At 72.3% G+C, this 22,586-nt stretch carries 18 protein-coding genes; 5 read left to right on the top strand and 13 right to left on the bottom strand.

Annotated features, from left to right (window positions below; translation table 11 throughout):
- Window positions 1-429 precede the first annotated feature (429 nt).
- From ACFU74_RS12260 to ACFU74_RS12220, 9 genes are all read right to left on the bottom strand, one after another.
- On the bottom strand, window positions 430-1,953 hold the full coding sequence (locus ACFU74_RS12260; protein WP_380755477.1) for a CoA-acylating methylmalonate-semialdehyde dehydrogenase: 1,524 nt from the start codon (window positions 1,951-1,953) through the stop codon (window positions 430-432).
- A 170-nt stretch (window positions 1,954-2,123) separates the two neighbouring features.
- Window positions 2,124-2,900, bottom strand: coding sequence for a hypothetical protein (locus ACFU74_RS12255; RefSeq protein ID WP_380755475.1), 777 nt, complete (start codon window positions 2,898-2,900; stop codon window positions 2,124-2,126).
- A gap of 61 nt (window positions 2,901-2,961) precedes the next feature.
- Window positions 2,962-3,393, bottom strand: a complete 432-nt coding sequence (locus tag ACFU74_RS12250; RefSeq protein WP_380755473.1) for a hypothetical protein — start codon at window positions 3,391-3,393, stop codon at window positions 2,962-2,964.
- Window positions 3,394-3,549: 156 nt separating this feature from the next.
- Window positions 3,550-4,944, bottom strand: coding sequence for an NAD(P)/FAD-dependent oxidoreductase (locus tag ACFU74_RS12245; RefSeq protein ID WP_380755471.1), 1,395 nt, complete (start codon window positions 4,942-4,944; stop codon window positions 3,550-3,552).
- A gap of 81 nt (window positions 4,945-5,025) precedes the next feature.
- Complete coding sequence (locus ACFU74_RS12240; protein ID WP_380755470.1) at window positions 5,026-5,829, bottom strand: ABC transporter permease; 804 nt, start codon at window positions 5,827-5,829, stop codon at window positions 5,026-5,028.
- Complete coding sequence (locus ACFU74_RS12235) at window positions 5,829-6,758, bottom strand: ABC transporter permease (protein WP_380755468.1); 930 nt, start codon at window positions 6,756-6,758, stop codon at window positions 5,829-5,831. Before ACFU74_RS12235 ends, ACFU74_RS12240 begins: the two co-directional genes overlap by 1 nt.
- Window positions 6,755-7,897, bottom strand: coding sequence for an ABC transporter ATP-binding protein (locus ACFU74_RS12230; RefSeq protein WP_380755466.1), 1,143 nt, complete (start codon window positions 7,895-7,897; stop codon window positions 6,755-6,757). The genes ACFU74_RS12235 and ACFU74_RS12230 overlap by 4 nt, the downstream gene beginning before the upstream one ends.
- Window positions 7,898-7,937: 40 nt before the next feature.
- On the bottom strand, window positions 7,938-9,194 hold the full coding sequence (locus ACFU74_RS12225; RefSeq protein WP_380755464.1) for a PotD/PotF family extracellular solute-binding protein: 1,257 nt from the start codon (window positions 9,192-9,194) through the stop codon (window positions 7,938-7,940).
- 50 nt (window positions 9,195-9,244) lie between these two features.
- Complete coding sequence (locus tag ACFU74_RS12220; protein ID WP_380755462.1) at window positions 9,245-10,756, bottom strand: gamma-aminobutyraldehyde dehydrogenase; 1,512 nt, start codon at window positions 10,754-10,756, stop codon at window positions 9,245-9,247.
- A 355-nt stretch (window positions 10,757-11,111) separates the two neighbouring features.
- On the opposite strand from ACFU74_RS12220, the gene ACFU74_RS12215 reads away from it, so the two are divergent.
- Window positions 11,112-12,761 carry a PucR family transcriptional regulator gene (locus tag ACFU74_RS12215; RefSeq protein ID WP_380755460.1) on the top strand — a complete coding sequence of 550 codons (1,650 nt, stop codon included), beginning with the start codon at window positions 11,112-11,114 and terminating at the stop codon, window positions 12,759-12,761.
- 18 nt (window positions 12,762-12,779) lie between these two features.
- Here ACFU74_RS12215 and ACFU74_RS12210 read toward each other — a convergent pair whose 3' ends face one another.
- From ACFU74_RS12210 to ACFU74_RS12200, 3 genes are all read right to left on the bottom strand, one after another.
- Window positions 12,780-13,982 carry a spermidine/putrescine ABC transporter substrate-binding protein gene (locus ACFU74_RS12210; protein WP_380755458.1) on the bottom strand — a complete coding sequence of 401 codons (1,203 nt, stop codon included), beginning with the start codon at window positions 13,980-13,982 and terminating at the stop codon, window positions 12,780-12,782.
- Window positions 13,983-14,053: 71 nt separating this feature from the next.
- Window positions 14,054-15,412 (bottom strand): aspartate aminotransferase family protein, encoded by a 1,359-nt coding sequence (locus ACFU74_RS12205; protein WP_380755457.1) that lies wholly within the window; start codon window positions 15,410-15,412, stop codon window positions 14,054-14,056.
- Window positions 15,413-15,554: 142 nt separating this feature from the next.
- Window positions 15,555-17,048, bottom strand: a complete 1,494-nt coding sequence (locus ACFU74_RS12200) for a gamma-aminobutyraldehyde dehydrogenase (RefSeq protein WP_380755456.1) — start codon at window positions 17,046-17,048, stop codon at window positions 15,555-15,557.
- A gap of 253 nt (window positions 17,049-17,301) precedes the next feature.
- Here ACFU74_RS12200 and ACFU74_RS12195 point away from each other — a divergent pair, with 253 nt between their 5' ends.
- From ACFU74_RS12195 to ACFU74_RS12180, 4 genes are all read left to right on the top strand, one after another.
- Window positions 17,302-17,775 (top strand): Lrp/AsnC family transcriptional regulator, encoded by a 474-nt coding sequence (locus ACFU74_RS12195; protein ID WP_030306695.1) that lies wholly within the window; start codon window positions 17,302-17,304, stop codon window positions 17,773-17,775.
- Window positions 17,772-19,166: an aspartate aminotransferase family protein gene (locus tag ACFU74_RS12190; RefSeq protein WP_380755454.1), complete on the top strand. Its 1,395-nt coding sequence runs from the start codon at window positions 17,772-17,774 to the stop codon at window positions 19,164-19,166. The genes ACFU74_RS12195 and ACFU74_RS12190 overlap by 4 nt, the downstream gene beginning before the upstream one ends.
- Before the next feature lie 216 nt (window positions 19,167-19,382).
- Window positions 19,383-20,138 carry an ABC transporter ATP-binding protein gene (locus ACFU74_RS12185; protein WP_380755453.1) on the top strand — a complete coding sequence of 252 codons (756 nt, stop codon included), beginning with the start codon at window positions 19,383-19,385 and terminating at the stop codon, window positions 20,136-20,138.
- A gap of 10 nt (window positions 20,139-20,148) precedes the next feature.
- Window positions 20,149-21,300: a hypothetical protein gene (locus tag ACFU74_RS12180; protein ID WP_380755452.1), complete on the top strand. Its 1,152-nt coding sequence runs from the start codon at window positions 20,149-20,151 to the stop codon at window positions 21,298-21,300.
- A gap of 30 nt (window positions 21,301-21,330) precedes the next feature.
- Here the strand turns inward: ACFU74_RS12180 and rlmN are convergent, their stop codons facing one another.
- On the bottom strand, window positions 21,331-22,431 hold the full coding sequence (rlmN, locus tag ACFU74_RS12175; RefSeq protein ID WP_380755450.1) for a 23S rRNA (adenine(2503)-C(2))-methyltransferase RlmN: 1,101 nt from the start codon (window positions 22,429-22,431) through the stop codon (window positions 21,331-21,333).
- Window positions 22,432-22,586: the final 155 nt, after the last annotated feature.

Raw genomic sequence — 22,586 nt, 5'->3', positions numbered from 1 at the left:
AGGAACGGACGCTTCCTTCAGGCGGCTTTCACACCGGCCCTCCGGGCGCTTCGTTCTTTCGTGTTTCCAGCTTATCAGACGTTTTCCGCTCCGTTCCCGGCGCTTCCTTCATCCAACTCGCTGGCGTCTTCAGCGGCTTGACGCCCCGTCCGACGTTTCAAACTCTAACCGATCCCCGCTCCGAAAAGCGAATCCGGCCGCAATTTCCAAAAATGCACACGCCAAATAAACCCCGAGCGGGGCGGCGTTGGTATTTCCAGAGATTGGCCGCTCCGGGACCGTCCGCGCAGATGCGTGTCCGGTGCTCCCTGTCGAGCGACTAGAGAACACTACGCCGGAACCCCGCCGAAGGCAAACGGCGGGCAAACTCCCGGACACGCCGCAGGCCGGCCCACGGGTACGCGGGCCGGCCCGGGTCGGGTTACGGACTCAGCTGTTGGTCGGGAAGCCGAGGTTGATGCCGCCGTGCGACGGGTCCAGCCAGCGCTGGGTGACCGCCTTGCCGCGGGTGAAGAACTGCACGCCGTCCTGGCCGTACGCGTGGGTGTCGCCGAACAGCGAGGCCTTCCAGCCGCCGAAGGAGTAGTAGGCGACCGGGACCGGGATCGGCACGTTGATGCCGACCATGCCGACCTCGACCTCGTACTGGAAGCGCCGGGCCGCGCCGCCGTCGTTGGTGAAGATGGCGGTGCCGTTGCCGTACGGGTTGGCGTTGATGAGGGCGAGGCCCTCCTCGTAGGAGGCGACCCGCACCACGGAGAGGACGGGGCCGAAGATCTCGTCGGTGTAGACGGACATACCGGGCTTCACGCGGTCGAAGAGCGTGGGGCCGAGCCAGAAGCCGTCCGCGGTGGGCGTGCCGTCGCGGTCCTCGGCGGTGACCGGGTGCTTGCGGCCGTCGACGGCCAGCTCGGCGCCGTCGGCGAGGCCGGACTCGACGTAGGAGGTGACCTTGTCACGGTGCTGGCCGGTGACCAGCGGGCCCATCTCGGACTCGCCGTTGCAGCCGGGGCCGACGGTGAGGGTGGCCATCCGCTGCTTGATCTTCTCGACCAGCTCGTCGCCGATCGGGTCGACCGCGACCAGGACGGAGACGGCCATGCAGCGCTCGCCGGCCGCGCCGAAGCCTGCGTTGACGGCGGCGTCGGCGCTCAGGTCGAGGTCGGCGTCGGGCAGGACCAGCATGTGGTTCTTGGCGCCGCCGAGCGCCTGGACGCGCTTGCCGTAGCGGGTGCCGGTCTCGTAGACGTAGCGGGCGATCGGGGTGGAGCCGACGAAGCTGACCGACTTGATGTCGGGGTGCTCCAGCAGGCGGTCCACCGCGACCTTGTCGCCGTGCACGACGTTGAAGACACCGTCGGGCAGGCCTGCCTCCTTCCACAGCCGGGCGAGGAAGTCGGCGGCGGAGGGGTCCTTCTCGGACGGCTTGACGACGACGGTGTTGCCCGCCGCGATGGCGATCGGGAAGAACCACATCGGCACCATGGCCGGGAAGTTGAACGGCGAGATGATCGCGACCGGGCCGAGCGGCTGGCGGATCGAGTAGACGTCGACGCCGGTCGAGGCCTGCTCGGTGTAGCCGCCCTTGAGCAGCTGCGGAATGCCGCAGGCGTACTCGACGACCTCCAGGCCGCGGGCGATCTCGCCGAGCGCGTCCGAGTGCACCTTGCCGTGCTCGGAGACGATGATCGACGCCAGTTCGTCCTTGCGGGCGTTGAGCAGCTCGCGGAAGGCGAAGAGCACCGTGGCGCGCTTGGCGACCGAGGCGGTACGCCACTCGGTGAAGGCCGAGGCGGCGGCGGCGACCGCCTGGTCGACCTCCGCGACCTCCGCGAAGTCGACCTGGCCCGTGACCTGGCCGGTGGCCGGGTCGAAGATGTCACCGCGGCGGGGCGCGGCGCCGGCGGTGGCGACCGGCCGGCCGCCGATCCAGTGGGTGATGTGCTTGCTCAAGGTCCGTCTGCCTCCGAAGTCCGGGCGGCCTGACGCCACCGGTCCCTGGTGTGGCGCCACCCGTACGGGACGGGCGGCGGGGTCACGGGGCTACCGCGCTCACCCGTCCAGTCTGCTGGCTGGTCCCGGCGGTCTCAACGAACAGGCTGACGGGGATCGGGGATTCAGCCTTACAGGTCGTCGGCGGCGGCCTCCTGGTCCTCCAGATAGGGGTCGTGCAGGCCGTCCTCCGCCTCCTGGGTCTCCAGCAGGTCCAGCCGGAGGTCCTGGGCCCAGGCCAGTGCCCACCGCTTCAGGTCGTCGACCTCCTCGGCGGGCAGGCCGCGGGCCCGGAACCGGCCGTCGGCGGTCTCGGCCAGCGTCTCCAGCCGTTCGGCGAGCGCGGTGGGCTGGAACTCGGTGTCCAGGCCGGTGGCCAGGGCGAGCAGTTCGCCCTCGCGGTAGCAGGCGGTGAGCGCGTGCGCGTCGATCAGGTCGCGCGGCAGGGCGCGGTCGACGAGCAGTGCGGTGGTGAGGGCGGCGGCGTCCTCCAGGGCGACCACGTCCACCGCTGCCGGGGTGCCGTCCGGCCCGTCGAGGTCGATCCGGACCGGACGGTGGCCCAGCGGCTCCTTGCGCAGTTCGACGGTGTGCGCCCGTCCGCCCAGGACGAGCCGCACCGAGAGCTGCTCCAGCCGCGGTGTACCGGGGCGCTCCGCGACGCCGCCGCCCGCCGCGCGGTAGGCGGCGGCCAGGTCGGCGGCGGCCCGTGGCAGGTCGGTGGCGCCGGCCGCCACCAGCGTGAGCCCGTCCTGGTCGCAGGCCGCGACGCCGTGGGCGCGCAGCGCGTGCCCGCCGGCGAGGGCGAGCCCGTGCCGCTCGCACGCGGGCCGGGCCAGTTCGACGAGGCGCAGCTGGGCCGGGCCCGGGTGGAGGGAGGGGCCGACGGCGTCCGGGGCGGTGGTCACCCCTCCAGTCTGGCGCGCCGTCGGCGGCGGCGCGCCCGGCGCTCCGGCGCGGGCCGGGCGGTCACCAGTCGCCGAGCGCGGCGGCCGCCTCGTGCAGGGCGAGTTCCAGGAGGACCGGGTCGTTGAGCCGTCCGGTGCCGTCGGGCGGGACGAGCCAGCGCACGCCCCGGCCGCGGTGGCCGGGGCGGGGGACGACGATCCAGGTGCCCTCCCCCGCGCAGCGCACGCCGGTGCCGATCCAGCGGGCGGCGGTGCCGGCGGGCACCAGGAAGCCGATGTACTCGTCGCCGAAGTCGGCGAGCACCGGTCCTCGGGCACCGGCACCGAAGAGGTCGAGGGCCGGGCGGCCGAGCCGGCCGGGGACGGAGAGGACGTCCCAGTGCCGTCCGGCGGGGAGCAGCGCCAGACCGGCGCCGGTGTGTTCCCACTGCTCCCGGAAGGCCGCCGGGTCGGGTGCGGTCCGTGCCAGCCAGTCGAGTCCGGTGATCTCCATGTGCGGTCCCCGCTCTGCGCGTCGGTGCGTTCGGTGGCGGCGGGACACGCTGGGACCCGCCGTCACCAACGAGAGGCGGACGGCGGGTCTCTCTTACACGGTTCGCGTCTGCACGGTTCGCGCCACCACCGCACCCGGGACCTCGGCGGCCGGGGTTCAGCTGTCGAAGCCGAGCCCCATCCGGTCGAGGGTGCGCAGCCAGAGGTTTCGCCGCCCGCCGGTGCGGTCGGCGTGCTCCAGGGAACGGGTGGTGATCCCGATGCCGGCCCAGCGGACCGGCTCGGGCGGGAACGGCAGCGGCTTGCGGCGGACCATCTCCAGTTCGGTGCGCTCGGTGCGCTCCCCCGAGAGCAGGTCGAGCATCACCTCGGCGCCGAACCGGGTGGCGCCGACGCCGAGGCCGGTGAAGCCGGCGGCGTACGCGACCCGGCCCTGGTGGACGGTGTCGAAGAAGGCGGAGAACCTGCTGCAGGTGTCGATGGCACCGCCCCAGGCGTTGGTGAAGCGCAGGCCCTCCAGCTGGGGGAAGCACTGGAAGAAGTTCCGCGCCAGGGTGCGGAAGGTCTCCGGCCGCTGGTCGTACTCGTGCCGGACGTGCCCGCCGAAGCGGTAGACGGCGTCGTAGCCGCCCCAGAGGATCCGGTTGTCGGCGGAGAGCCGGAAGTAGTGGAACTTGTTGGCGCTGTCGCTCAGTCCCTGGCGGCCGTGCCAGCCGACGGCCGCGAGCTGTTCGGCGGTGAGCGGCTCGGTCATCAGCGCGTAGTCGTACACCGGGACGACGTACGGCCGGACCCGCTTGAGCAGGGACGGGAAGGCGTTGGTGCCGAGCGCGACCTTGCCGGCGAGGACCCGTCCGTAGGGGGTGCGCACGGCCATGCCGGCGCCGTGCTCGCGCAGGGCGCTCGCCGGGGTGTGCTCGTGGATCCGCACGCCCTGGTCCAGGCAGGCCTGCTTGAGGCCCCAGGCCAGCTTGGCCGGGTGGACCATGGCGACGCCGTCCTTGTCCCAGACCCCGCCGAGGAAGGTCGGGGAGTCGACCTGGGCGCGCAGTTCGTCGCGGTCGAGCACGGTGATGTCGAGGCCGTAGCGGCCGACGGCCTCGGCCATCTCGTGCAGTTCGTCGAGCTGGTGCGGCTGGGTGGCGATGTCGATCTCGCCGGTGCGCTCCCACTCGGCGTCGATGCCGTGGCGTTCCAGGGTGGCCTCGATGCCGTCCAGGTTGGCGACGCCGAGGCGCTCCAGCTGCCCGAGTTCGGCGGGCCAGCGCTGCAGGCCGTTGCCGAAGCCGTGGGTGAGGCTGGCCGCGCAGAATCCGCCGTTGCGCCCGGACGCGGCCCAGCCCACTTCCTGGCCCTCGACCAGGACGACGTCCAGCGAGGGGTCGCGCTCCTTGGCGATCAGGGCGGTCCAGAGGCCGGAGTAGCCGCCGCCGACGACCAGCAGGTCGCAACGGGTGTCGCCGACGAGGGTGGGCAGTGCCGTCGGCCGGCCCGGGTCCTCCAGCCAGAAGGGGGTGGGCCTGGCGTCACTGAGTGCGCGGGCGGAGTCCATGCATTATCAGCCACTTTCTGCACATTGGTGGTGGTCGGTCGGCCGCCTCCCGACGGTACGCCGGGCGGGCGGCCGGGTCGGTCAGGCGGTGGCCTTGCGGCGGTTCCCCAGCCACTGGCCGCCGATGGTGAGAACGACGGCGGCGATGAACATCGCGGTGCCGATGACGTTCACCTGGACCGGGATGCCGCGCTGCGAGGCGCCCCAGACGAACATCGGGAAGGTGACCGTGGTCGGGCCCGAGTTGAACTGGGTGATGATGAAGTCGTCGAAGGAGAGCGCGAAGCTGAGCAGCGCGCCGGCCGCGATGCCGGGGGCGGCCAGCGGCAGGGTGACCCGCAGGAAGGTCTGGGCGGGGGTGGCGTAGAGGTCCTGGGCGGCCTGTTCGAGCCTCGGGTCCATGCTCATCACGCGGGCCTTGACCGCCGTCACCACGAAGCTGAGGCAGAACATGATGTGCGCGATGAGGATGGTGGTGAAGCCGAACGGGATGCGCATGTTGAGGAAGAGGGTGCCCAGCGAGGCGGCCATCACGACCTCGGGCATCGCCATCGGCAGGAAGATCATCGCACTGGTGGCCGCCTTGCCGCGGAAGCGGTAGCGGGCCAGCGCGAAGGCGACCAGGGTGCCGAGGACGGTGGCGCCGATGGTGGCGGCGACCGCGATCCGCAGGCTGAGCGAGAGCGACTGGCACATGTCGGCCACGCCGCAGGGGTCGGTCCAGGCGTCGGTGGAGAACTCGTTCCACTCGTAGTTGAACTTGCCGACCGGCTTGTTGAACGAGAAGGCCAGGACGACGAGGTTGGGGAGCACCAGGTAGGCGAGGGCCAGCAGTCCGGCCAGCACCACCAGGTTGCGGCGGATCCAGGCGATCACTCGGGACATCAGACCAGTTCCTCCGTCCCGGCCTTGCGCATGTAGACCGTCACGATGCCCAGGATCAGGGCCATCAGGATGAAGCTCAGCGCGGCCGCGGTGGGGTAGTCGAGCACGTTCAGGAACTGCTTCTGGATGCCGTTGCCGACCATCTGCTCGCTCGGCGAGCCCAGCAGCTGGGCGTTGATGTAGTCGCCCGAGGCGGGGATGAAGGTGAGCAGGGTGCCGGCGACCACGCCGGGCAGCGAGATCGGGAAGGTCACCTTGCGGAAGGTGGTGAACGGACGGGCGTAGAGGTCGCCGGCGGCCTCGTGCAGGCGCGGGTCGATCCGCTCCAGCGAGGTGTACAGCGGCAGGATCATGAACGGCAGGAAGTTGTAGGTGAGGCCGCACACCACGGCGAGCGGGGTGGCGAGCACCCGGTCCCCCTCGGTGAGGCCGAGGGCGGCGGTGACGTCGAGGACGTGCAGGGCGTCGAGCGCGCCGACCACCGGGCCGCCGTCCGAGAGGATGGTCTTCCAGGCGAGGGTGCGGATCAGGAAGCTGGTGAAGAACGGCGCGATGACCAGGATCAGCAGCACGCTGCGCCAGCGCCGGCTCACCTTGAAGGCGATGGTGTAGGCGAGCGGGTAGCCGACGGCGAGGCAGAGCACGGTGGCGGTGGCGGCGTAGCCGAACGAGCGGAGGAAGTGCCACTTGTACTCGGCCAGGGCGTCCCAGTAGGTGGCGATGTGCCAGGTGACGCGGAAGCCGTCCTCCAGCGAGCCGGTCTGCAGCGAGGTGGAGGCCTGGTAGACCATCGGCACCGCGAAGAAGACGACCAGCCAGGCGATGCCGGGCAGCAGCAGCCAGTACGGGGTGAGCCGGCGCCGGGACCTGGGGGCGGCGGCGGGGAGGGGGACGACCTCGGGTGGCGCGGCGGGGGTGGTGGTGGTCATGCGGCGGCCTCCCCGGTGCCCGCGTCGATCGCCTGGGCGGCGTCCAGGGCGAAGGAGTGGGCCGGGTTCCAGTGCAGGACGACGGGGGCGCCGGGGACGATCCGGGCGTCGCGCTCCATGTTCTGCTCGAAGACGGTGACCTCCTGGCCTCCGTCGGTGCGGACCAGGTACTGGGTGGAGACGCCGATGAAGCTGGAGTCGACGACGGTGCCGGCCAGCCGGTTGCGGCCGTCGGCGACCTCGGCGGAGCCGTGCTCGATGGTGATCTTCTCCGGCCGCACGCCCAGGTGCACCCGGGTGGCGCCGGTGGCGCAGCGGGCCTTGGGGACGGCGAGCCGGGCACCGGCGGCGGTGAGCAGCAGGTCCTCGCCGGCGGCGCCGGTGACCTCGGCGGCCAGCAGGTTGGACTGGCCGAGGAAGTTGGCCACGAAGGTGGTGGCGGGGTTCTCGTAGAGCTCGGCGGGGGCGCCGAGCTGCTCGACCCGGCCGCCGTTCATCACCGCGATGGTGTCGGCCATGGTCATGGCCTCCTCCTGGTCGTGGGTGACGTGCACGAAGGTGATGCCGACCTCGGTCTGGATCCGCTTGAGCTCCAGCTGCATCTGGCGGCGGAGTTTGAGGTCGAGGGCGCCGAGCGGCTCGTCGAGGAGCAGCACCTGGGGGTGGTTGATGAGCGCGCGGGCGACGGCGACGCGCTGCTGCTGGCCGCCGGAGAGCTGGTGCGGCTTGCGGCGGGCGTACTGGCCGAGTTCGACGAGTTCGAGCATCTCGTCGACCTGCTTCCTGACGTCCTTGCGGCCGCGGCGGCGCAGGCCGAAGGCGACGTTCTCGAAGATGTCGAGGTGCGGGAAGAGCGCGTAGCTCTGGAAGACGGTGTTCACCGGCCGCTTGTACGGGGGGAGCCCGGTGACGTCCTGGCCGCCGATCAGGACGGTGCCGGTGGTGGGCTCCTCCAGGCCGGCGATCATCCGCAGGGTGGTGGTCTTGCCGCAGCCCGAGGCGCCGAGCAGGGCGAAGAAGGAGCCCTGGGGGACGGTCAGGTCCAGCGGGTGGACGGCGGTGAAGGAGCCGTAGGTCTTGCCGATGCCGGTGAGGCGGACGTCGCCGCCGGCGGCCGCGGAGCTCTGCTGCTCTGTCATGGGTGGTGTCTCTCTGGTTTTCTCTGCCGTCGGTGGGGGGTCAGGCGCCGATGAGCTTGGAGAACTTCTCCTCGAAGTCGCTCTCCTCGGCCTCGGTGAGGGTCCGGAAGACGTGCGCCTTGGCCGCCATCTCGGGGGTGGGGACGACCAGCGGGTTGGCCGCGCTGTCGGGGGCGATGGCGGCCAGTTCCTCCGGCATGCCGCTGACGGCGGAGACGAAGCCGATGCCCGCGGTCAGCTGCGCCGCGATCTTCGGCTGATAGTAGAAGTCGATCAGCTTCTCGGCGTTCGTCTTGTGCTGGGCCTTGGCCGGGACGAGCAGGTTGTCGGTGCTGCTCACGAAGCCCTTCTCGGGAATGACGAACTCGATGTCGGGGTTGTCGGCGCGCAGCTGGATCAGGTCGCCGCCCCAGGCGACGCAGGCGGCGATGTCGCCGGAGGAGAGCTCCTGGCCGTAGTCGTTGCCGGTGAAGCGGCGGATCTGCTTGTTGTCGACGGCCTTCTGCAGCCGGGCGACGGCGGCCGCGTAGTCGTCGGCGGTGAACTTCGCCGGGTCCTTGCCCATGTCCAGCAGGGTGATGCCGATGCTGTCGCGCATCTCGGACAGGAAGGTCACCCGCCCCTTGAGGTCGGGGTCCTCCAGCAGCTGGGCGACGCTGGTGACCTCCTTCCCCTTGGTGGCCTTCCTGTTGTACGCGACGACCACCTGGATGCCGGCCCACGGGTAGCTGTAGAGCCGGCCCGGGTCCCAGTCCGGGGCGCGGAAGCGGGAGTCGATGGTGGTGATGGCGGTGGTGACGTTGGCCGGGTCGAGCTTCTGCGCCCACCCGAGGCGGATCATCCTGGCGGCCATCCAGTCGGTGAGCACCATCAGGTCGCGGCCGGTGTCCTGGCCGGCCGCGAGCTGCGGTTTGACCTTGCCGAAGAACTCGACGTTGTCGTTGACGTCCTCGGTGTACCTGACCTTGATGCCGGTGGCGGCCGTGAAGGCCTCCAGGGTGCCGTGCTTCTCCTTGTCGTTCTCGTCGGCGTCGATGTAGAGCGGCCAGTTGGAGAAGTTGACCTCCCGCTCGCTCTCCGAGAGGTCCTCGGCGGCGTTCGCGGTGGAGTCACCGGTCCCGTTGGTGTTCCTGGCCGGCGGGATGCCGCAGGCGGCCAGTGAGCCCGCGCCGGCGGTGAGGGCTGCGGCGCGCAGCACGGTGCGCCGGCTGAGGGCGGCCCGGCCACTGGTCAGACTGCGTTCCCAGGCCTTTCGGACCGGTTCCGACAGTCCGTCGGTGAGCTCGTTGAACGCCATGGGACGGGCCTCCTGGGGGGCGAAGGGGTGTGGGGGTCCACCCGGTCCGGTTATCTGTCTCCGAAGACGGTGCGGTGCCAGTCCTTGCGGGCGACCGCGGTGGTGTCGAACATGACGTGCTTGACCTGGGTGTACTCGTCCAGCGAGTACTGCGACATGTCCTTGCCGTAGCCGGAGGACTTGTAGCCGCCGTGCGGCATCTCGCTGATGATCGGGATGTGGTCGTTGACCCAGACGCAGCCCGCCGCGATCTCCCGGGTGGCGCGCAGCGAGCGGTGCACATTGCCGGTCCAGGCCGAGGCGGCCAGCCCGTAGGGGGTGTCGTTGGCCAGTCGCAGGCCCTCGTCGTCGCTGTCGAAGGGCAGCACGGCCAGGACCGGGCCGAAGATCTCGCCCTGGACGACCTCGCTGTCCTGGGCGGCACCGGTGATCAGGGTGGGGCGGTAGTAGGCGCCGCGGGTGAGGTCGGTGCCGTCGTGGCCCTTCCCGGGGGAGCCGCCGCCGGTGACCACGGTCGCGTAGCCGCGGGCGCGCTCGACGAAGCCGGCCACCCGGTCGCGGTGGGTGAAGGAGACCAGCGGTCCGAGGTCGGTCCGCGGGTCGAGCGGGTCGCCCAGCCGGATCGCGGCGTACAGCTCGGCCACCCCGGCCACGAAGGCGTCGTAGAGCGGGCGCTGGACGTAGGCGCGGGTGGCGGCGGTGCAGTCCTGGCCGCCGTTGATCAGCGAGGCGGCGACCGCGCCGTGCACGGCGGCGTCCAGGTCGGCGTCGTCGAAGACCACGAACGGGGCCTTGCCGCCGAGTTCCAGGTGGGTGCGCTTGACGGTCGCGGTGGCGAGTTCGGCGACCCGCCTGCCGACCGCGGTGGAGCCGGTGAAGGAGACCATCGCGACGTCCGGGTGCGAGACCAGGTGCTCCCCGGCGGTCCGCCCGTCGCCGGTGACGACGTTGACCACGCCGTCCGGGATACCGGCCAGGGTGCAGGCCCGGGCGAACATCAGCGAGGTCAGCGGGGTCAGCTCGGCCGGCTTGAGGACGACGGTGTTGCCGGCCGCGACGGCCGGGAGGATCTTCCAGGCGGCCATCTGCAGCGGGTAGTTCCAGGGTGAGACGGACCCCACGACGCCGATCGCCTCGCGCCGCACGTAGGAGGTGTGGTCGCCGGAGTACTCGCCCGCCGCCCGGCCCTCCAGGTTGCGGGCGGCCCCGGCGAAGAAGGCGGTGTTGTCGATGGTGCCGGGGACGTCGAACTCGGTGGAGAGCTTGACCGGCTTGCCGGTCTGCGCGGTCTCGACCCGGGCGAGGTCGGCGGCCGCTCCGGTGAGGACGCCGGCCAGCCGGGTCAGCGCCTCGGAACGGGCGCCGGGGGTGGCACCGGCCCACTCGGGCAGGGCGGCCCGGGCGGCGGCCACCGCCTCGTCGACCTGTCCGGTGGAGGCCAGGGCGACCTCCTCGACGACGCTGCCGTCGGCCGGGTTGACGACCTGGAAGGGAGCGCCGATCCCCCGGCTCCACCGGCCCGCGATGTACTGCGCGCCCGCGCCGAAGTCGGTCAGGTCCATGTCTTCCTCCAAGTCCCGGTGGTTCGTGTGCCGCACGGACGGCCGCGCCGGCCCCGCCGTGCTGCACGTGCCGACGGGCCGAGGGCCCGCACCGGCGCCGTCCGGCCGCCCGGACGTACGGGCCGGGCGCGGGGCGCTGGGTGCGGTGCGGGGCGTGCAGCCGGTTGATCACCGGTGACGTCCGGGTCTCGCCACTGCCGACCCGCTGACCATGCCCGTTACCGCCGGGGCGTGACAAGGGTCACTGCGACAATCTCGGCGTGAAGCGCCTTACAGGGTGCAAGGCGTCGGGCAGGGCAACAGGTCGTCGCCGCGATGGATGATTTCCCTGACACTCTGAACCCTGGAGGCCGCGATGCTCCCCACCGTCGCCCGTGTGCTCGACCTGGAGGTGATGCGCCGCGGCCTGCCCCAGGTGGTGGCCGGCGGCGATCACCTGGAACGCCCGGTCCGCTGGGTGCACGTCAGCGAGCTGCCCGACGTCGCGGGCATGCTGCAGGGCGGCGAGCTGGTGCTGAGCACCGGCATCGCGCTCCCCGAGGACCGCGAGGGCCTGGCCCGGTACGTGCGCGAACTCGCCGACATCGGGGTGGCCGGGCTGGTCATCGAGTTCGGCCGGCGCTACTTCGACACCCTGCCGCGCGCCCTGGTGCACGCCGCCGAGCAGCGCGGCCTGCCGCTGATCGCGCTCCGCCGCGAGCTGCGCTTCGTCACCGTCACCGAGGCGGTGCACGCCCTGGTGGTCAACGCCCAGCTGGAGCAGCTGCGCACCTCCGAGGCGATCCACCAGGTCTTCAACGAGCTGGTCGTGGAGGGCGCCGAACCGGCCGAGGTGGTCCGCCAGGTGGCCCGCCTCGCCGGCGCCCCGGTCGTCCTGGAGAACCTCGCCCACCAGGTGCTCGCCCACGACCCCGCCGGGCGGCCCGAGACCGAGCTGCTGGAGGACTGGGAGCGCCGCTCGCGCGGGGTCCGCCCGCCCGGGCGCACCGGCCACGACCCGCGCAGCGGCTGGCTGGTCACCACGGTCGGCGCCCGCGGCCAGGACTGGGGGCGGCTGGTCCTGGTGCAGGAGCCGGGGCCGCTGCCGGAGGGCGGCCCGCACCCGTTCACCATGCTGCTGGAGCGCGGTGCCTCCGCGCTGGCGCTCAACCGGCTGGTGGTCCGCGACCGCGAGAGCCTGGAGCGCCAGACCCACCGCACCCTGCTCTCCGGCATCCTCACCCACGCGCTGACCGTCTCCGAGGTGGCGCTGCGCGCCCAGGCGCTCGGCGTCCCGCTGGAGGGCAGGCGGCTGGTCGGCGCGGTGCTGCGCCAGCGGCGCGGCCCGATCCCCGCCGCGCTGGAGGCGCAGGCCCGGCTGCGCGACTTCACCGAGCTGGCCGCGAGTGCCGTGCGCGCCTGCCGGCTCTCCGCGCTGGTCGGCGCGCTGGACGACGACGGCGTCGGCGTGCTGATCACGCTCGGCCCCCAGCAGGACGAGCACGCCGCGCTGGACGCCTTCGCCGCGGCGCTGCGCCGGCTGGCCGCCGAGGCGGCCAGGGACCCCGCCGCGCCGGCGCCGGTGGTCGCGGTCGGCTCCTCGGTGGGCTCGGTCCGCGACGCCCGGCGCACCCTGCTGGAGGCCACCCAGGTCGCCGACGCCGCGCTGCACGACGTGCCCGGCGGCCGGACGGCGTCGTACTACCGGCTGCCCGACGTGCGGCTGCGCGGTCTGCTGCACCTGCTGCGCGACGACGCCCGGCTGCAGACCTACGTCGAACGGGAGCTCGGCCCGCTGCTCGCCTTCGACGCCGAGCACAACGGCCAGCTGGTGCAGATGCTGCGGATCTACCTGGAGCAGGGGCGGAACAAGTCGGCCGCCGCGGACGCCGCGCACCTGTCCCGGCCGTCCTTCTACGACCGGCTGCACAAGGTCGAGCGGATCCTCGGGGTCGACCTCGACCAGGTGGAGTCCTGCCTCTCGCTGCACGTCGCCCTGCTCGCGCTGGACGCCGTTCGCCGGTAGCGGGCGGGCGGTTGCGGGTCAGACGCCGGTGATGCGGGTCCACACCTTGTGCAGGCCGGGCCGCTCGGCGGAGGTGACGTCGCGCATGGTGCGCAGCCGACCGCGCATCTCATCGGTCGGGAAGACCAGCGGGTGCTCCGCCAGCTCGGCCTTCTCCCGGTCCCCGCTGGCCGCCAGCACCTCGCGGGCGGCCGGCACCGGGCAGATGTACTGCACGGCGGAGGCCAGCTCGGCGGCCACCTCGGGCCGGTAGTAGTGGTCGATCAGCAGCTCGGCGTTGCGCTTGTGCGCGGCCCGGTTGGGGATCAGCAGGCTCTCGGCCCAGAGCTCGCCGCCCTCCTCGGGCACCACGAAGGCGATGTCCGGGTTCTCGGCCGTCAGCTGGACGGCGTCGCCCGAGTACGCCTGGCAGGCCAGCGCGGCGCCGGAGGCCAGGTCACCGGTGTAGTCGTTGCCGGTGAACCGGCGGACGTGCCGGCCGTCGACCATCCGCTGCACCAGGTCCATCGCCCGGTGCGCGTCGTCCTCGGTGAAGGCCGTGATGTCGGCGCCCTGCGAGAGCATCAGCAGGCCGAGCGCCTCGTCCAGGCCGGCGAACAGGGTCACCCGGCCCTTCAGGTCGGGTGCCCAGAGGTCGGAGACGGACTTCAGCTCGCGGCCGAGCTCCTTGCGGTTGTAGGCGATGCCGGTGATCCCGGACTGCCAGGGCACGCTGTGCCGGCGCCCCGGGTCGACCGCCGGGTCGGCGAGCTGGGGGTCCAGTTGCGCGGCGACGTTGGGCAGGTTGGCCCGGTCCATGCTCTGCACCCAGCCGAGCCCGATGTACCGGCCGACCATCCAGTCGCTGACCACCATGAGGTCGCGCCCGGGGTCGGTGCCCTGGGTGAGCACCGGCCCCATCTTGCCGAAGAACTCGTCGTTGTCGTTGATGTCCTCGGTGTAGGTGACCTCGATCCCGGTCCGCTCGGTGAAGTCGTCCAGGGTGGGGCGCCCGCCGTCGTCGTCGGTGTCGATGTACTGGGTCCAGTTGGAGAAGCCCAGCCGCTTCTCGCCCTCCGAGCGGTCGGGGGCGGAGCGGCGGTCCTCGTCCACGTAGGCGGACGGGATGCCGCAGCCGGTCAGGGCGGCGGTCCCGAACAGTCCGGCGGTGGCGCCGAGCACCCGGCGGCGGCTCGGCCGGCGGGCCCCGCTCGGGCGGCGGGTCTGGGTGGTGCTGGGCATGGTGGGGCCTCCGGGGCGTGGAACGGCCCCGGGCGCACGGGGGGAGCGCCCGGGGCCGTCCGGTCGGGGTGTCAGACGGTGTGCGCGTCGGTGAGCGACAGCACCTCGTCGAGGACGGCGAGGCCGGTCTTCGCCTCCTCCTCGGTGACGGTGCACGGCGGGACGACGTGGAAGCGGTTCATGTTGACGAACGGCCACAGCCCCCGCTGCTTGCAGGCGGCGGCCAGCTCGGCCATCGGCGCGTTGGCGGCGCCGGCCGCGTTGTACGGCACCAGCGGCTCGCGGGTGGCGCGGTCGCGGACCAGGTCGAGCGCCCAGAAGACGCCGAGCCCGCGCACCTCGCCGACGGACGGGTGGCGCTCGGCCAGTTCGCGCAGGCCGGGGCCGAGGACGGTCTCGCCGATGTGCCTGGCGTTCTCGACGATGCCCTCCTCGGCCATCGTGTTGAGGGTCGCCACTGCGGAGGCGCAGGCCAGCGGGTGGCCGGAGTAGGTGAGGCCGCCGGGGAAGGGCCGCTCCGCGAAGGTGGCGGCGATCTCGGCGCTGATCGCCACGCCGCCGAGCGGGACGTAGCCGGAGTTGACGCCCTTGGCGAAGGTGAGCAGGTCGGGGGTGACGCCCCAGTGGTCGGCGGCGAACCACTCGCCGGTGCGGCCGAAGCCGGCCATCACCTCGTCGAGGATGAAGACGATGCCGTAGCGGTCGCAGACCTCCCGCACGCCGGCCAGGTAGCCGGGCGGCGGGACGAGGACGCCCGCGGTGCCGACCACGGTCTCCAGGATGATCGCCGCGACCGTGCCGGGTCCCTCGAAGGCGAGCACCTGCTCCAGGTGGGCCAGCGCGCGCTCGCACTCCTGCGCCTCGTTCTCGGCGTGGAAGTTGGAGCGGTACGGGTAGGGGCCCCAGAAGTGCACGATGCCGGAGACGCCGGTCTCGTTGGCCCAGCGGCGCGGGTCGCCGGTCAGGGCGATCGCGTTGGCGGTGGCGCCGTGGTACGAGCGGTAGGTGGAGAGCACCTTCTGCCGGCCGGTGTGCAGCCGGGCCAGCCTGATGGCGTTCTCGTTGGCCTCGGCGCCGCCGTTGGTGAAGAAGATCTTGTCGAGGTCGCCCGGGGTGCGCTCGGCGATCAGCCGGGCGGCCTCGCTGCGCGACTCGACCGCGAAGCCGGGGGCGATGGTGCAGAGCTTCGCCGCCTGCTCCTGGATCGCCGCGACCACCTTCGGGTGCTGGTGGCCGATGTTGGTGTTGACCAGCTGGGAGGAGAAGTCGAGGTAGCGGTTGCCGTCGTAGTCCCAGAAGTACGAGCCCTCGGCGCCGGCCACCGCGAGGGGGTCGATCAGCGCCTGGGCGGACCACGAGTGGAAGACGTGCGCGCGGTCGGCGGCCTTGACGGCCTGGCCGGCGGCTGAGTCAGCGGTGGGGATGCTCATGCGGCAAGGCTAGGGACTCGCCCGGCCGAAATGGAGGTCCATCCTGTCAGCCGGTCACGCCAACCGCCGACAGGGTGCAAAGACACGGGCCCGGGCCCGTGCAGGCCCGGGCCCATGGCCCGATCAAGCGATCAACGACTCATCAGATCGCGGTCATGACGTGCTTGACCCGGGTGTAGTCCTCGAAGCCGTAGGACGACAGGTCCTTGCCGTAGCCGGACTTCTTGAAGCCGCCGTGCGGCATCTCGGCGACCAGCGGGATGTGGGTGTTGATCCAGACGCAGCCGAAGTCCAGGCGGCGCGACATCCGCATGGCGCGGGCGTGGTCCTTGGTCCACACCGAGGAGGCCAGCGCGAACTCGACGCCGTTGGCGTAGCCGACGGCCTGGTCCTCGTCGGTGAACCGCTGCACGGTGATGACCGGGCCGAAGACCTCGTTCTGGATGATCTCGTCGTCCTGGCGCAGGCCGGAGACGACGGTCGGGGCGTAGAAGAAGCCCTTGTCGCCGACCCGGTGGCCGCCGGCCTCGACCTTGGCGTGCTCCGGCAGGCGCTCGATGAAGCCGGAGACCTGCTTCAGCTGGTTGGCGTTGTTCAGCGGGCCGTAGAGCACGTCCTCGTCGTCCACGCCACCGGTCCTGGTCTCGGCGGCGGCCTTGGCCAGCGCCTCGACGAAGGCGTCGTGGATCGACTCGTGCACCAGCACGCGGGTGGCGGCGGTGCAGTCCTGGCCGGCGTTGAAGAAGCCCGCGACCGAGATGCCCTCGACGGCCTCGGCGATGTCGGCGTCCTCGAAGACCACGACCGGGGCCTTGCCGCCCAGCTCCAGGTGGACGCGCTTGACGTCCTTGGAGGCGGACTCGGCGACCTGGATGCCGGCGCGCACCGAGCCGGTGATGGAGGCCATCGCCGGGGTGCTGTGCTCGACCATCAGGCGGCCGGTCTCGCGGTCGCCGCAGATCACGTTGAAGACGCCGGCCGGCAGCTCCAGCTCGCCCAGCACGCCGCCGATGATCTCGGCCAGCAGCACGGTGGAGGCCGGGGTGGTGTCGGAGGGCTTCAGCACCACGGTGTTGCCGGCGGCGATCGCCGGGGCGAACTTCCACACCGCCATCATCATCGGGTAGTTCCACGGCGCGACCTGGGCGCAGACGCCGACCGGCTCGCGGCGGACGATCGAGGTCATGCCGTCCATGTACTCACCGGCGGCCTTGCCCTCCAGCAGGCGGGCGGCACCGGCGAAGAACCGAATCTGGTCGACCATCGGGCCGATCTCCTCGGAGAGGGTCAGCGCCCGCGGCTTGCCGGTGTTGCGACACTCGGCGTCCACCAGCTCGTCGGCGCGGGCCTCGACCGCGTCGGCGATCTTGAGCAGGACCTTCTGCCGGGTGCTCGGGGTGGTGTCCCGCCAGATCGGGAACGCGGCCGCGGCGGCGTCCATGGCGGCGTCCACGTCGGAGGCGCCGGACAGCGGGGACGTCGCGTAGACCTCGCCGGTGGTGGGGTCGACGATGTCGAGCGTGCGGCCGTCGGCCGCATCGACGAACTCACCGTTGATGTAGTTGCGCAGCGTGCGAAGGTCGCTCACGGGTCTCTCCTCGGTCTCGGCCTGCGGCGTTGCAGAATCCGGCGCCATGGTACGTCGACCCGACCGGCCGACGAAGGGCGCCGAGTGGCCGCGCCGCAAGTGCCGCGGTCCACTGGTTCGGCGGAATGCGCGCGGCGCTGCGGGGCCGCGCGCGTACCGCAGCCAGGTTAGCCCGACCACTGCCGGTATCGACAGGCTTGCGGCTTCGAGGCGATGAAATCCGCATACGTTTTCCAAGATCACGACGAAATCAGCAGATGCCGCGCTTGCGAACACGGGACCGATCGGGCACAGTGGCGACGTGGCCAACCGCGACCGGAACGCCAGCGTTCCCCTCGACGCCGCCTCCAAGGCGATCATCGAGCAGCTCCAGGAGGACGGGCGCCGCCCGTACGCCGCCATCGGCAAGGCCGTAGGCCTGTCCGAGGCGGCCGTGCGGCAGCGCGTCCAGAAGCTGCTCGACCAGGGCGTGATGCAGATCGTCGCCGTCACGGACCCGCTCACCGTCGGCTTCACCCGCCAGGCGATGGTCGGAATCCGGGTCGAGGGCGACATCGAACCCGTCGCCGACGCGCTGGCCGCCCTCGACGAGGTCGACTACGTCGTCTGCACCGCGGGCTCGTTCGACCTCCTGGCCGAACTGGTCTGCGAGGACGACGAGCACCTGCTCGAAATGATCAACAAGCGCATCCGCGCGCTTCCCGGCGTGCGGAGCACCGAGAGCTTCGTTTACCTGAAGCTCCGGAAACAGACCTACACCTGGGGCACCCGATGACAGCCGACCCGGCGCAGAAGGACCTTTCCAAGACCGCCTACGACCACCTGTGGATGCACTTCACCCGCATGTCGTCGTACGAGAACTCCCCCGTGCCGACGATCGTCAAGGGCGAGGGCACCTACGTCTGGGACGACAAGGGACGCAAGTACCTCGACGGCCTCGCCGGCCTGTTCGTCGTCCAGGCCGGCCACGGCCGTGAGGAGCTCGCCGAGGCCGCCGCCAAGCAGGCCAAGGAGCTCGCCTTCTTCCCGGTGTGGAGCTACGCCCACCCGAAGGCCGTCGAGCTGGCCGAGCGCCTGGCCAACTACGCCCCGGGCGACCTGAACAAGGTCTTCTTCTCCACCGGTGGCGGCGAGGCCGTCGAGACCGCCTGGAAGCTCGCCAAGCAGTACTTCAAGCTGATCGGCAAGCCGACCAAGTACAAGGTCATCTCCCGCGCCGTCGCCTACCACGGCACCCCGCAGGGCGCGCTGTCCATCACCGGCCTGCCGGGCCTGAAGGCCCCGTTCGAGCCGCTGGTGCCGGGCACCCACAAGGCCCCGAACACCAACATCTACCGCGCCCCGGCCTTCCTCGCGGGCCCCGACGGCACGGTCGACCCCGAGGCCTACGGCCGCTGGTGCGCCGACGAGATCGAGGTGGCCATCCTCAACGAGGGCGCCGACACCGTCGCCGCCGTCTTCGTCGAGCCGGTGCAGAACGCCGGCGGCTGCTTCCCGCCGCCGCCCGGCTACTTCCAGCGCCTGCGCGAGATCTGCGACCGCCACGACGTGCTGCTGGTCTCGGACGAGGTCATCTGCGCCTTCGGCCGCCTGGGCACCATGTTCGGCGCCGACAAGTTCGGCTACCAGCCCGACATGATCACCTGCGCCAAGGGCATGACCTCGGGCTACTCCCCGATCGGCGCCACGATCGTCTCGGACCGCATCGCCGAGCCGTTCTACAAGGGTGACAACACCTTCCTGCACGGCTACACCTTCGGCGGCCACCCGGTCTCCTCCGCGGTGGCGCTGGCCAACCTCGACATCTTCGAGCGCGAGGGCCTGAACCAGCACGTGCTCGACAACGAGGCCGCGTTCCTCGGCACCCTGAGCAAGCTGCGCGACCTGCCGATCGTCGGCGACGTCCGCGGCAACGGCTACTTCTACGGCATCGAGCTCGTGAAGGACAAGGTCACCAAGGAGTCGTTCAACGACGAAGAGGTCGAGCGCGTCCTCTACGGCTTCCTGTCGAAGGCCCTCTTCGACAACGGCCTGTACTGCCGCGCCGACGACCGTGGCGACCCGGTCATCCAGCTGGCCCCGCCGCTGATCTCCGACCAGTCGACCTTCGACGAGATCGAGCAGATCCTGCGGACCAGCCTGACCGACGCGTGGGCGAAGCTCTGACCCTCCGGCTTTTCTTCCCACCCTCCGTCACAGGGCGGTCCCGCTTCGGCGGGGCCGCCCTGCGGCGTTCCCCGGATTTCGCACCGCTCTTCGGATCAAACACGCCTGATTGCGGGTGATTTGCCCTGGATGGAGCAGTGTGCCGCGCCCGCGCCCAGGCCCGATCGTTCTAATCTGACGACTGTCATATCCCTGCGGCCCCCAGGACGGAACCTCATGGCAGCGGCCCCTCCTGACAACGACGTGCTGTGGGCCCGGGGGATCGTCAAGTCCCATCACGGCACCCCCGCGCTGCGCGGCGTCTCGATCGGGGTGCGGGAGGGCGAGGTCCTCGCCGTCACCGGCCCGCGCGGCTCCGGCAAGAGCACCCTGCTCGGCTGCCTGTCCGCACTGCTCCCGGTCGACGAGGGCGAGGTCTGGTTCAACAGCGCCCCGGTGCACACCCTCGGCCGGGCCGGCCGGGAACGGCTGCGCCGCGACCGCTTCGGCTTCGTCGGCTCCGAGCCGCACCTGGTGCCCGAACTGACCGCCCGGGAGAACGTCGCCCTGCCGCTGCTGCTGGCCGGCGCCGGCGGCAGGGCCGCCCACACCGCCGCCGACGAATGGCTGGACCGCCTGGACATCGGCGACCTCGCCAAGGTCAGGCCCGACCGGCTGGTGCAGAGCCAGCGCCAGCGGATCGCCGTGGCCCGGGCCCTCGCCCCGCTCCCCCCGGTCGTCTTCGCCGACGACCCCACCGCGCCGCTGCACCGCGAGACCGCCGACCAGGTCCTGCGGATACTGACCAGCGCGGCCCGCTCCCACCAGCTCACCCTCGTGCTGGCCACCCACGACACCGAGCTCGTCCGGTACGCGGACCGCGCCGTCGCCCTCGTCGACGGACGCCTCACCGGCCCCGCCACGCCCGTGCCGCGCGGCCCCGCCGCCCCCGGACCGGCCGGGGTCACCGCCGTCCCGGCCGCCGGCCGCTGAGAGGGTCGACGTGTTCTACCTCCGCCTGGCCCGCGGCTACCGGGCCCTCGACCTCGGCCGCTGGCTGCTGACCGCACTGGCCGGCTCGGTCGTCGCCGCCTTCCTGCTGCGCGCCCTCGGCCGCGCCATGAGCGACCCGGCCGCCGGCTCCGACGCGCCGGTCCGGCTGCTGTGGTGCCTGCCGCCGCTGGCCGCGGTCGCCTGGTTCGCCGCCGTCGCCGCCCGAGCGCTGCCCGCCCGGCGGGCCGAACGGATCACCGGCCTCACCACCGCCGGAGCCGGGGCCCGCCGGATCCGCGCCCTGATCGCCGGCGAGGTCGCGCTCGCCTGCGGCACCGGCGCCGGCCTCACCCTGCTGCTCTTCCTGGTCCTGCGCAACGACATCGCCGGGCCCGAGCTCGCCGACGAACTCGGCATGGGCGTGGCCCTCCCGGCCGCCGCCCCGGTGGTCCTGCTCGCACTCGTCCCGCTCACCGCCGGCCTCGCCGCGGCCGGCGCCGTCCCGCACGCCGAGACGCTGCCCGGCCGAACCCGGCCCGAACCGACCGGCTTCGGCCCCTGGCGGCTCGCCCTGCCGATCGGCCTCGCCGTCAGCGGCCTCGCCCTGGAACTCATCGCACTGCGCCCCGGCGCCGAGGCCGACGGCCGCCCGATCCACCTGCCGGCCGGGCTCGGCACCACCAGCACCGCCGCGCTCGGCGGGTGGGCCGCCTCCGCGCTCGGCCTCGCCCTGCTCACCGGCCCGCTGCTCGGCTGGGCCGGCCGGCTGCTGGCGCTCGGCCGGCCGACCCCGCTGCGGCTGCTCGCCGGACGCGGCCTCACCGCGCAGGCCCGCCGGCTCGGCGCGCCACTGGCCGTCCTCGCCCTGGCGCTGGCGATGGTGCTCACCACCGTCCGCTACTGGCTCGGCGAGCCCGGCAGCGCCGATGTGCTGCCCGCGGTCGAGGCCGGCCTGGTGCTGGGCTGCACGGCCGGCGCGGTGGCCGTCCGGCTGGCCGAACTGCGCACCGCCCGCCGGGGCGTCGCCGAGGCGCTGCTGCGGCTCGGCGCGGCGCCCCGGCTGCTGTTCGGCGCCGTCGTGCTGCGGACCCTGATGGCCGGCACCGTCCTGCTGGTCACCGGCGGGGCGACCGCGGCGCTGGCCGCCGCCGGGCTGCGCTGACCCGGAGCCGGCCCGCGCGCTCCCCCGTCGTCAGCCGGCCGCCGCGAGCTGGCCGCAGGCGCCGTCGATCTCCTGGCCGCGGGTGTCGCGGACCGTGGTCGGCACGCCGTGCGACTGGAGCCGCCGGACGAACTCGCGCTCGTCCTCCGGCCGGGAGGCCGTCCACTTGGAGCCCGGGGTGGGGTTCAGCGGGATCAGGTTGACGTGCACCCGGTGGTTCTTGATCAGTCGGCCGAGCAGGTCGGCCCGCCACGCCTGGTCGTTGATGTCCTTGATCAGCGCGTACTCGATGGAGATCCGGCGGCCGGACTTCTCGGCGTAGTTCCACGCCGCGTCGAGCACCTCGGCGACCTTCCAGCGGGTGTTGACCGGCACCAGCTCGTCGCGCAGCTCGTCGTCCGGCGCGTGCAGCGACAGCGCCAGGCGGCAGCTGAGCCCCTCGTCGGCGAGCCGGTTCATCGCCGGGACCAGGCCGACGGTGGAGACGGTGATGCCGCGCTGGGAGAGGCCGAAGCCGTCCGGTGCCGGGTCGGTCAGCCGGCGGATCGCGGCCAGCACCCGGTTGTAGTTGGCCAGCGGCTCGCCCATGCCCATGAAGACCACGTTGGAGAGCCGGGCCTCGCCGCCGGGGATCTCGCCGGCCTTGAGCGCCCGCATCCCGGCGGCGATCTGCTCGACGATCTCGCCGGTGGACAGGTTGCGGGTCAGCCCCGCCTGGCCGGTGGCGCAGAACGGGCAGTTCATGCCGCAGCCGGCCTGCGAGCTGATGCACATGGTGACCCGGTCCGGGTAGCGCATCAGCACCGACTCGACGAGGGTGCCGTCGAACAGCTTCCAGAGCGTCTTGCGGGTGGTGTCGTCGTCGCAGGACACGTGCCGCACCACCGACATCAGCTCGGGCAGCAGGCTCCCGGTGAGCTTCTCCCGGCTCGCGGCGGGGATGTCCGTCCAGTTCGCCGGGTCGTTCGACATCCGGCCGAAGTAGTGGTTGGAGAGCTGCTTCGCGCGGAACGGCTGCTCGCCCAGCTCGGCGACGGCCTCCTTGCGCTCGGCGGGGCTCAGGTCGGCGAGGTGTCGCGGGGGCTTGGCGCCGCGCGGCGCGACAAAGGTGAGTTCTCCGGGCTTAGGCATGGTTGTTCCAGTGTCGCAGACGCGCGGGGGGCCCCCGGGCCCGGCCCGGCGGGCGCCCGCGGCCCGGGGGGGGGGGTCCCCGGGCCCCCCCCCCCGGCCGCCCCCGACACCGACCCCCCCCGCGGGGCCGCCGCGCCGGGCCCCCGCGCCAACAT

It is taken from the genome of Kitasatospora sp. NPDC057500 (assembly GCF_042802195.1).
Classification (GTDB): domain Bacteria; phylum Actinomycetota; class Actinomycetes; order Streptomycetales; family Streptomycetaceae; genus Kitasatospora.
Note: the sequence above shows the minus strand (reverse complement) of the source record. Positions and strands in the feature narration are given on the sequence as shown.

Bases quoted from the DNA above. Each gene is read 5' to 3' on its own strand.
- rlmN (WP_380755450.1), bottom strand. From the start codon at position 22,431: ATGCCTAAGCCCGGAGAACTCACCTTTGTCGCGCCGCGCGGCGCCAAG.
- ACFU74_RS12225 (WP_380755464.1), bottom strand. From the start codon at position 9,194: ATGGCGTTCAACGAGCTCACCGACGGACTGTCGGAACCGGTCCGAAAG.
- ACFU74_RS12200 (WP_380755456.1), bottom strand. From the start codon at position 17,048: ATGGCGCCGGATTCTGCAACGCCGCAGGCCGAGACCGAGGAGAGACCC.
- ACFU74_RS12250 (WP_380755473.1), bottom strand. From the start codon at position 3,393: ATGGAGATCACCGGACTCGACTGGCTGGCACGGACCGCACCCGACCCG.
- ACFU74_RS12205 (WP_380755457.1), bottom strand. From the start codon at position 15,412: ATGAGCATCCCCACCGCTGACTCAGCCGCCGGCCAGGCCGTCAAGGCC.
- ACFU74_RS12235 (WP_380755468.1), bottom strand. From the start codon at position 6,758: ATGACCACCACCACCCCCGCCGCGCCACCCGAGGTCGTCCCCCTCCCC.
- ACFU74_RS12230 (WP_380755466.1), bottom strand. From the start codon at position 7,897: ATGACAGAGCAGCAGAGCTCCGCGGCCGCCGGCGGCGACGTCCGCCTC.
- ACFU74_RS12245 (WP_380755471.1), bottom strand. From the start codon at position 4,944: ATGGACTCCGCCCGCGCACTCAGTGACGCCAGGCCCACCCCCTTCTGG.
- ACFU74_RS12185 (WP_380755453.1), top strand. From the start codon at position 19,383: ATGGCAGCGGCCCCTCCTGACAACGACGTGCTGTGGGCCCGGGGGATC.
- ACFU74_RS12210 (WP_380755458.1), bottom strand. From the start codon at position 13,982: ATGCCCAGCACCACCCAGACCCGCCGCCCGAGCGGGGCCCGCCGGCCG.
- ACFU74_RS12215 (WP_380755460.1), top strand. From the start codon at position 11,112: ATGCTCCCCACCGTCGCCCGTGTGCTCGACCTGGAGGTGATGCGCCGC.
- ACFU74_RS12220 (WP_380755462.1), bottom strand. From the start codon at position 10,756: ATGGACCTGACCGACTTCGGCGCGGGCGCGCAGTACATCGCGGGCCGG.
- ACFU74_RS12240 (WP_380755470.1), bottom strand. From the start codon at position 5,829: ATGTCCCGAGTGATCGCCTGGATCCGCCGCAACCTGGTGGTGCTGGCC.
- ACFU74_RS12190 (WP_380755454.1), top strand. From the start codon at position 17,772: ATGACAGCCGACCCGGCGCAGAAGGACCTTTCCAAGACCGCCTACGAC.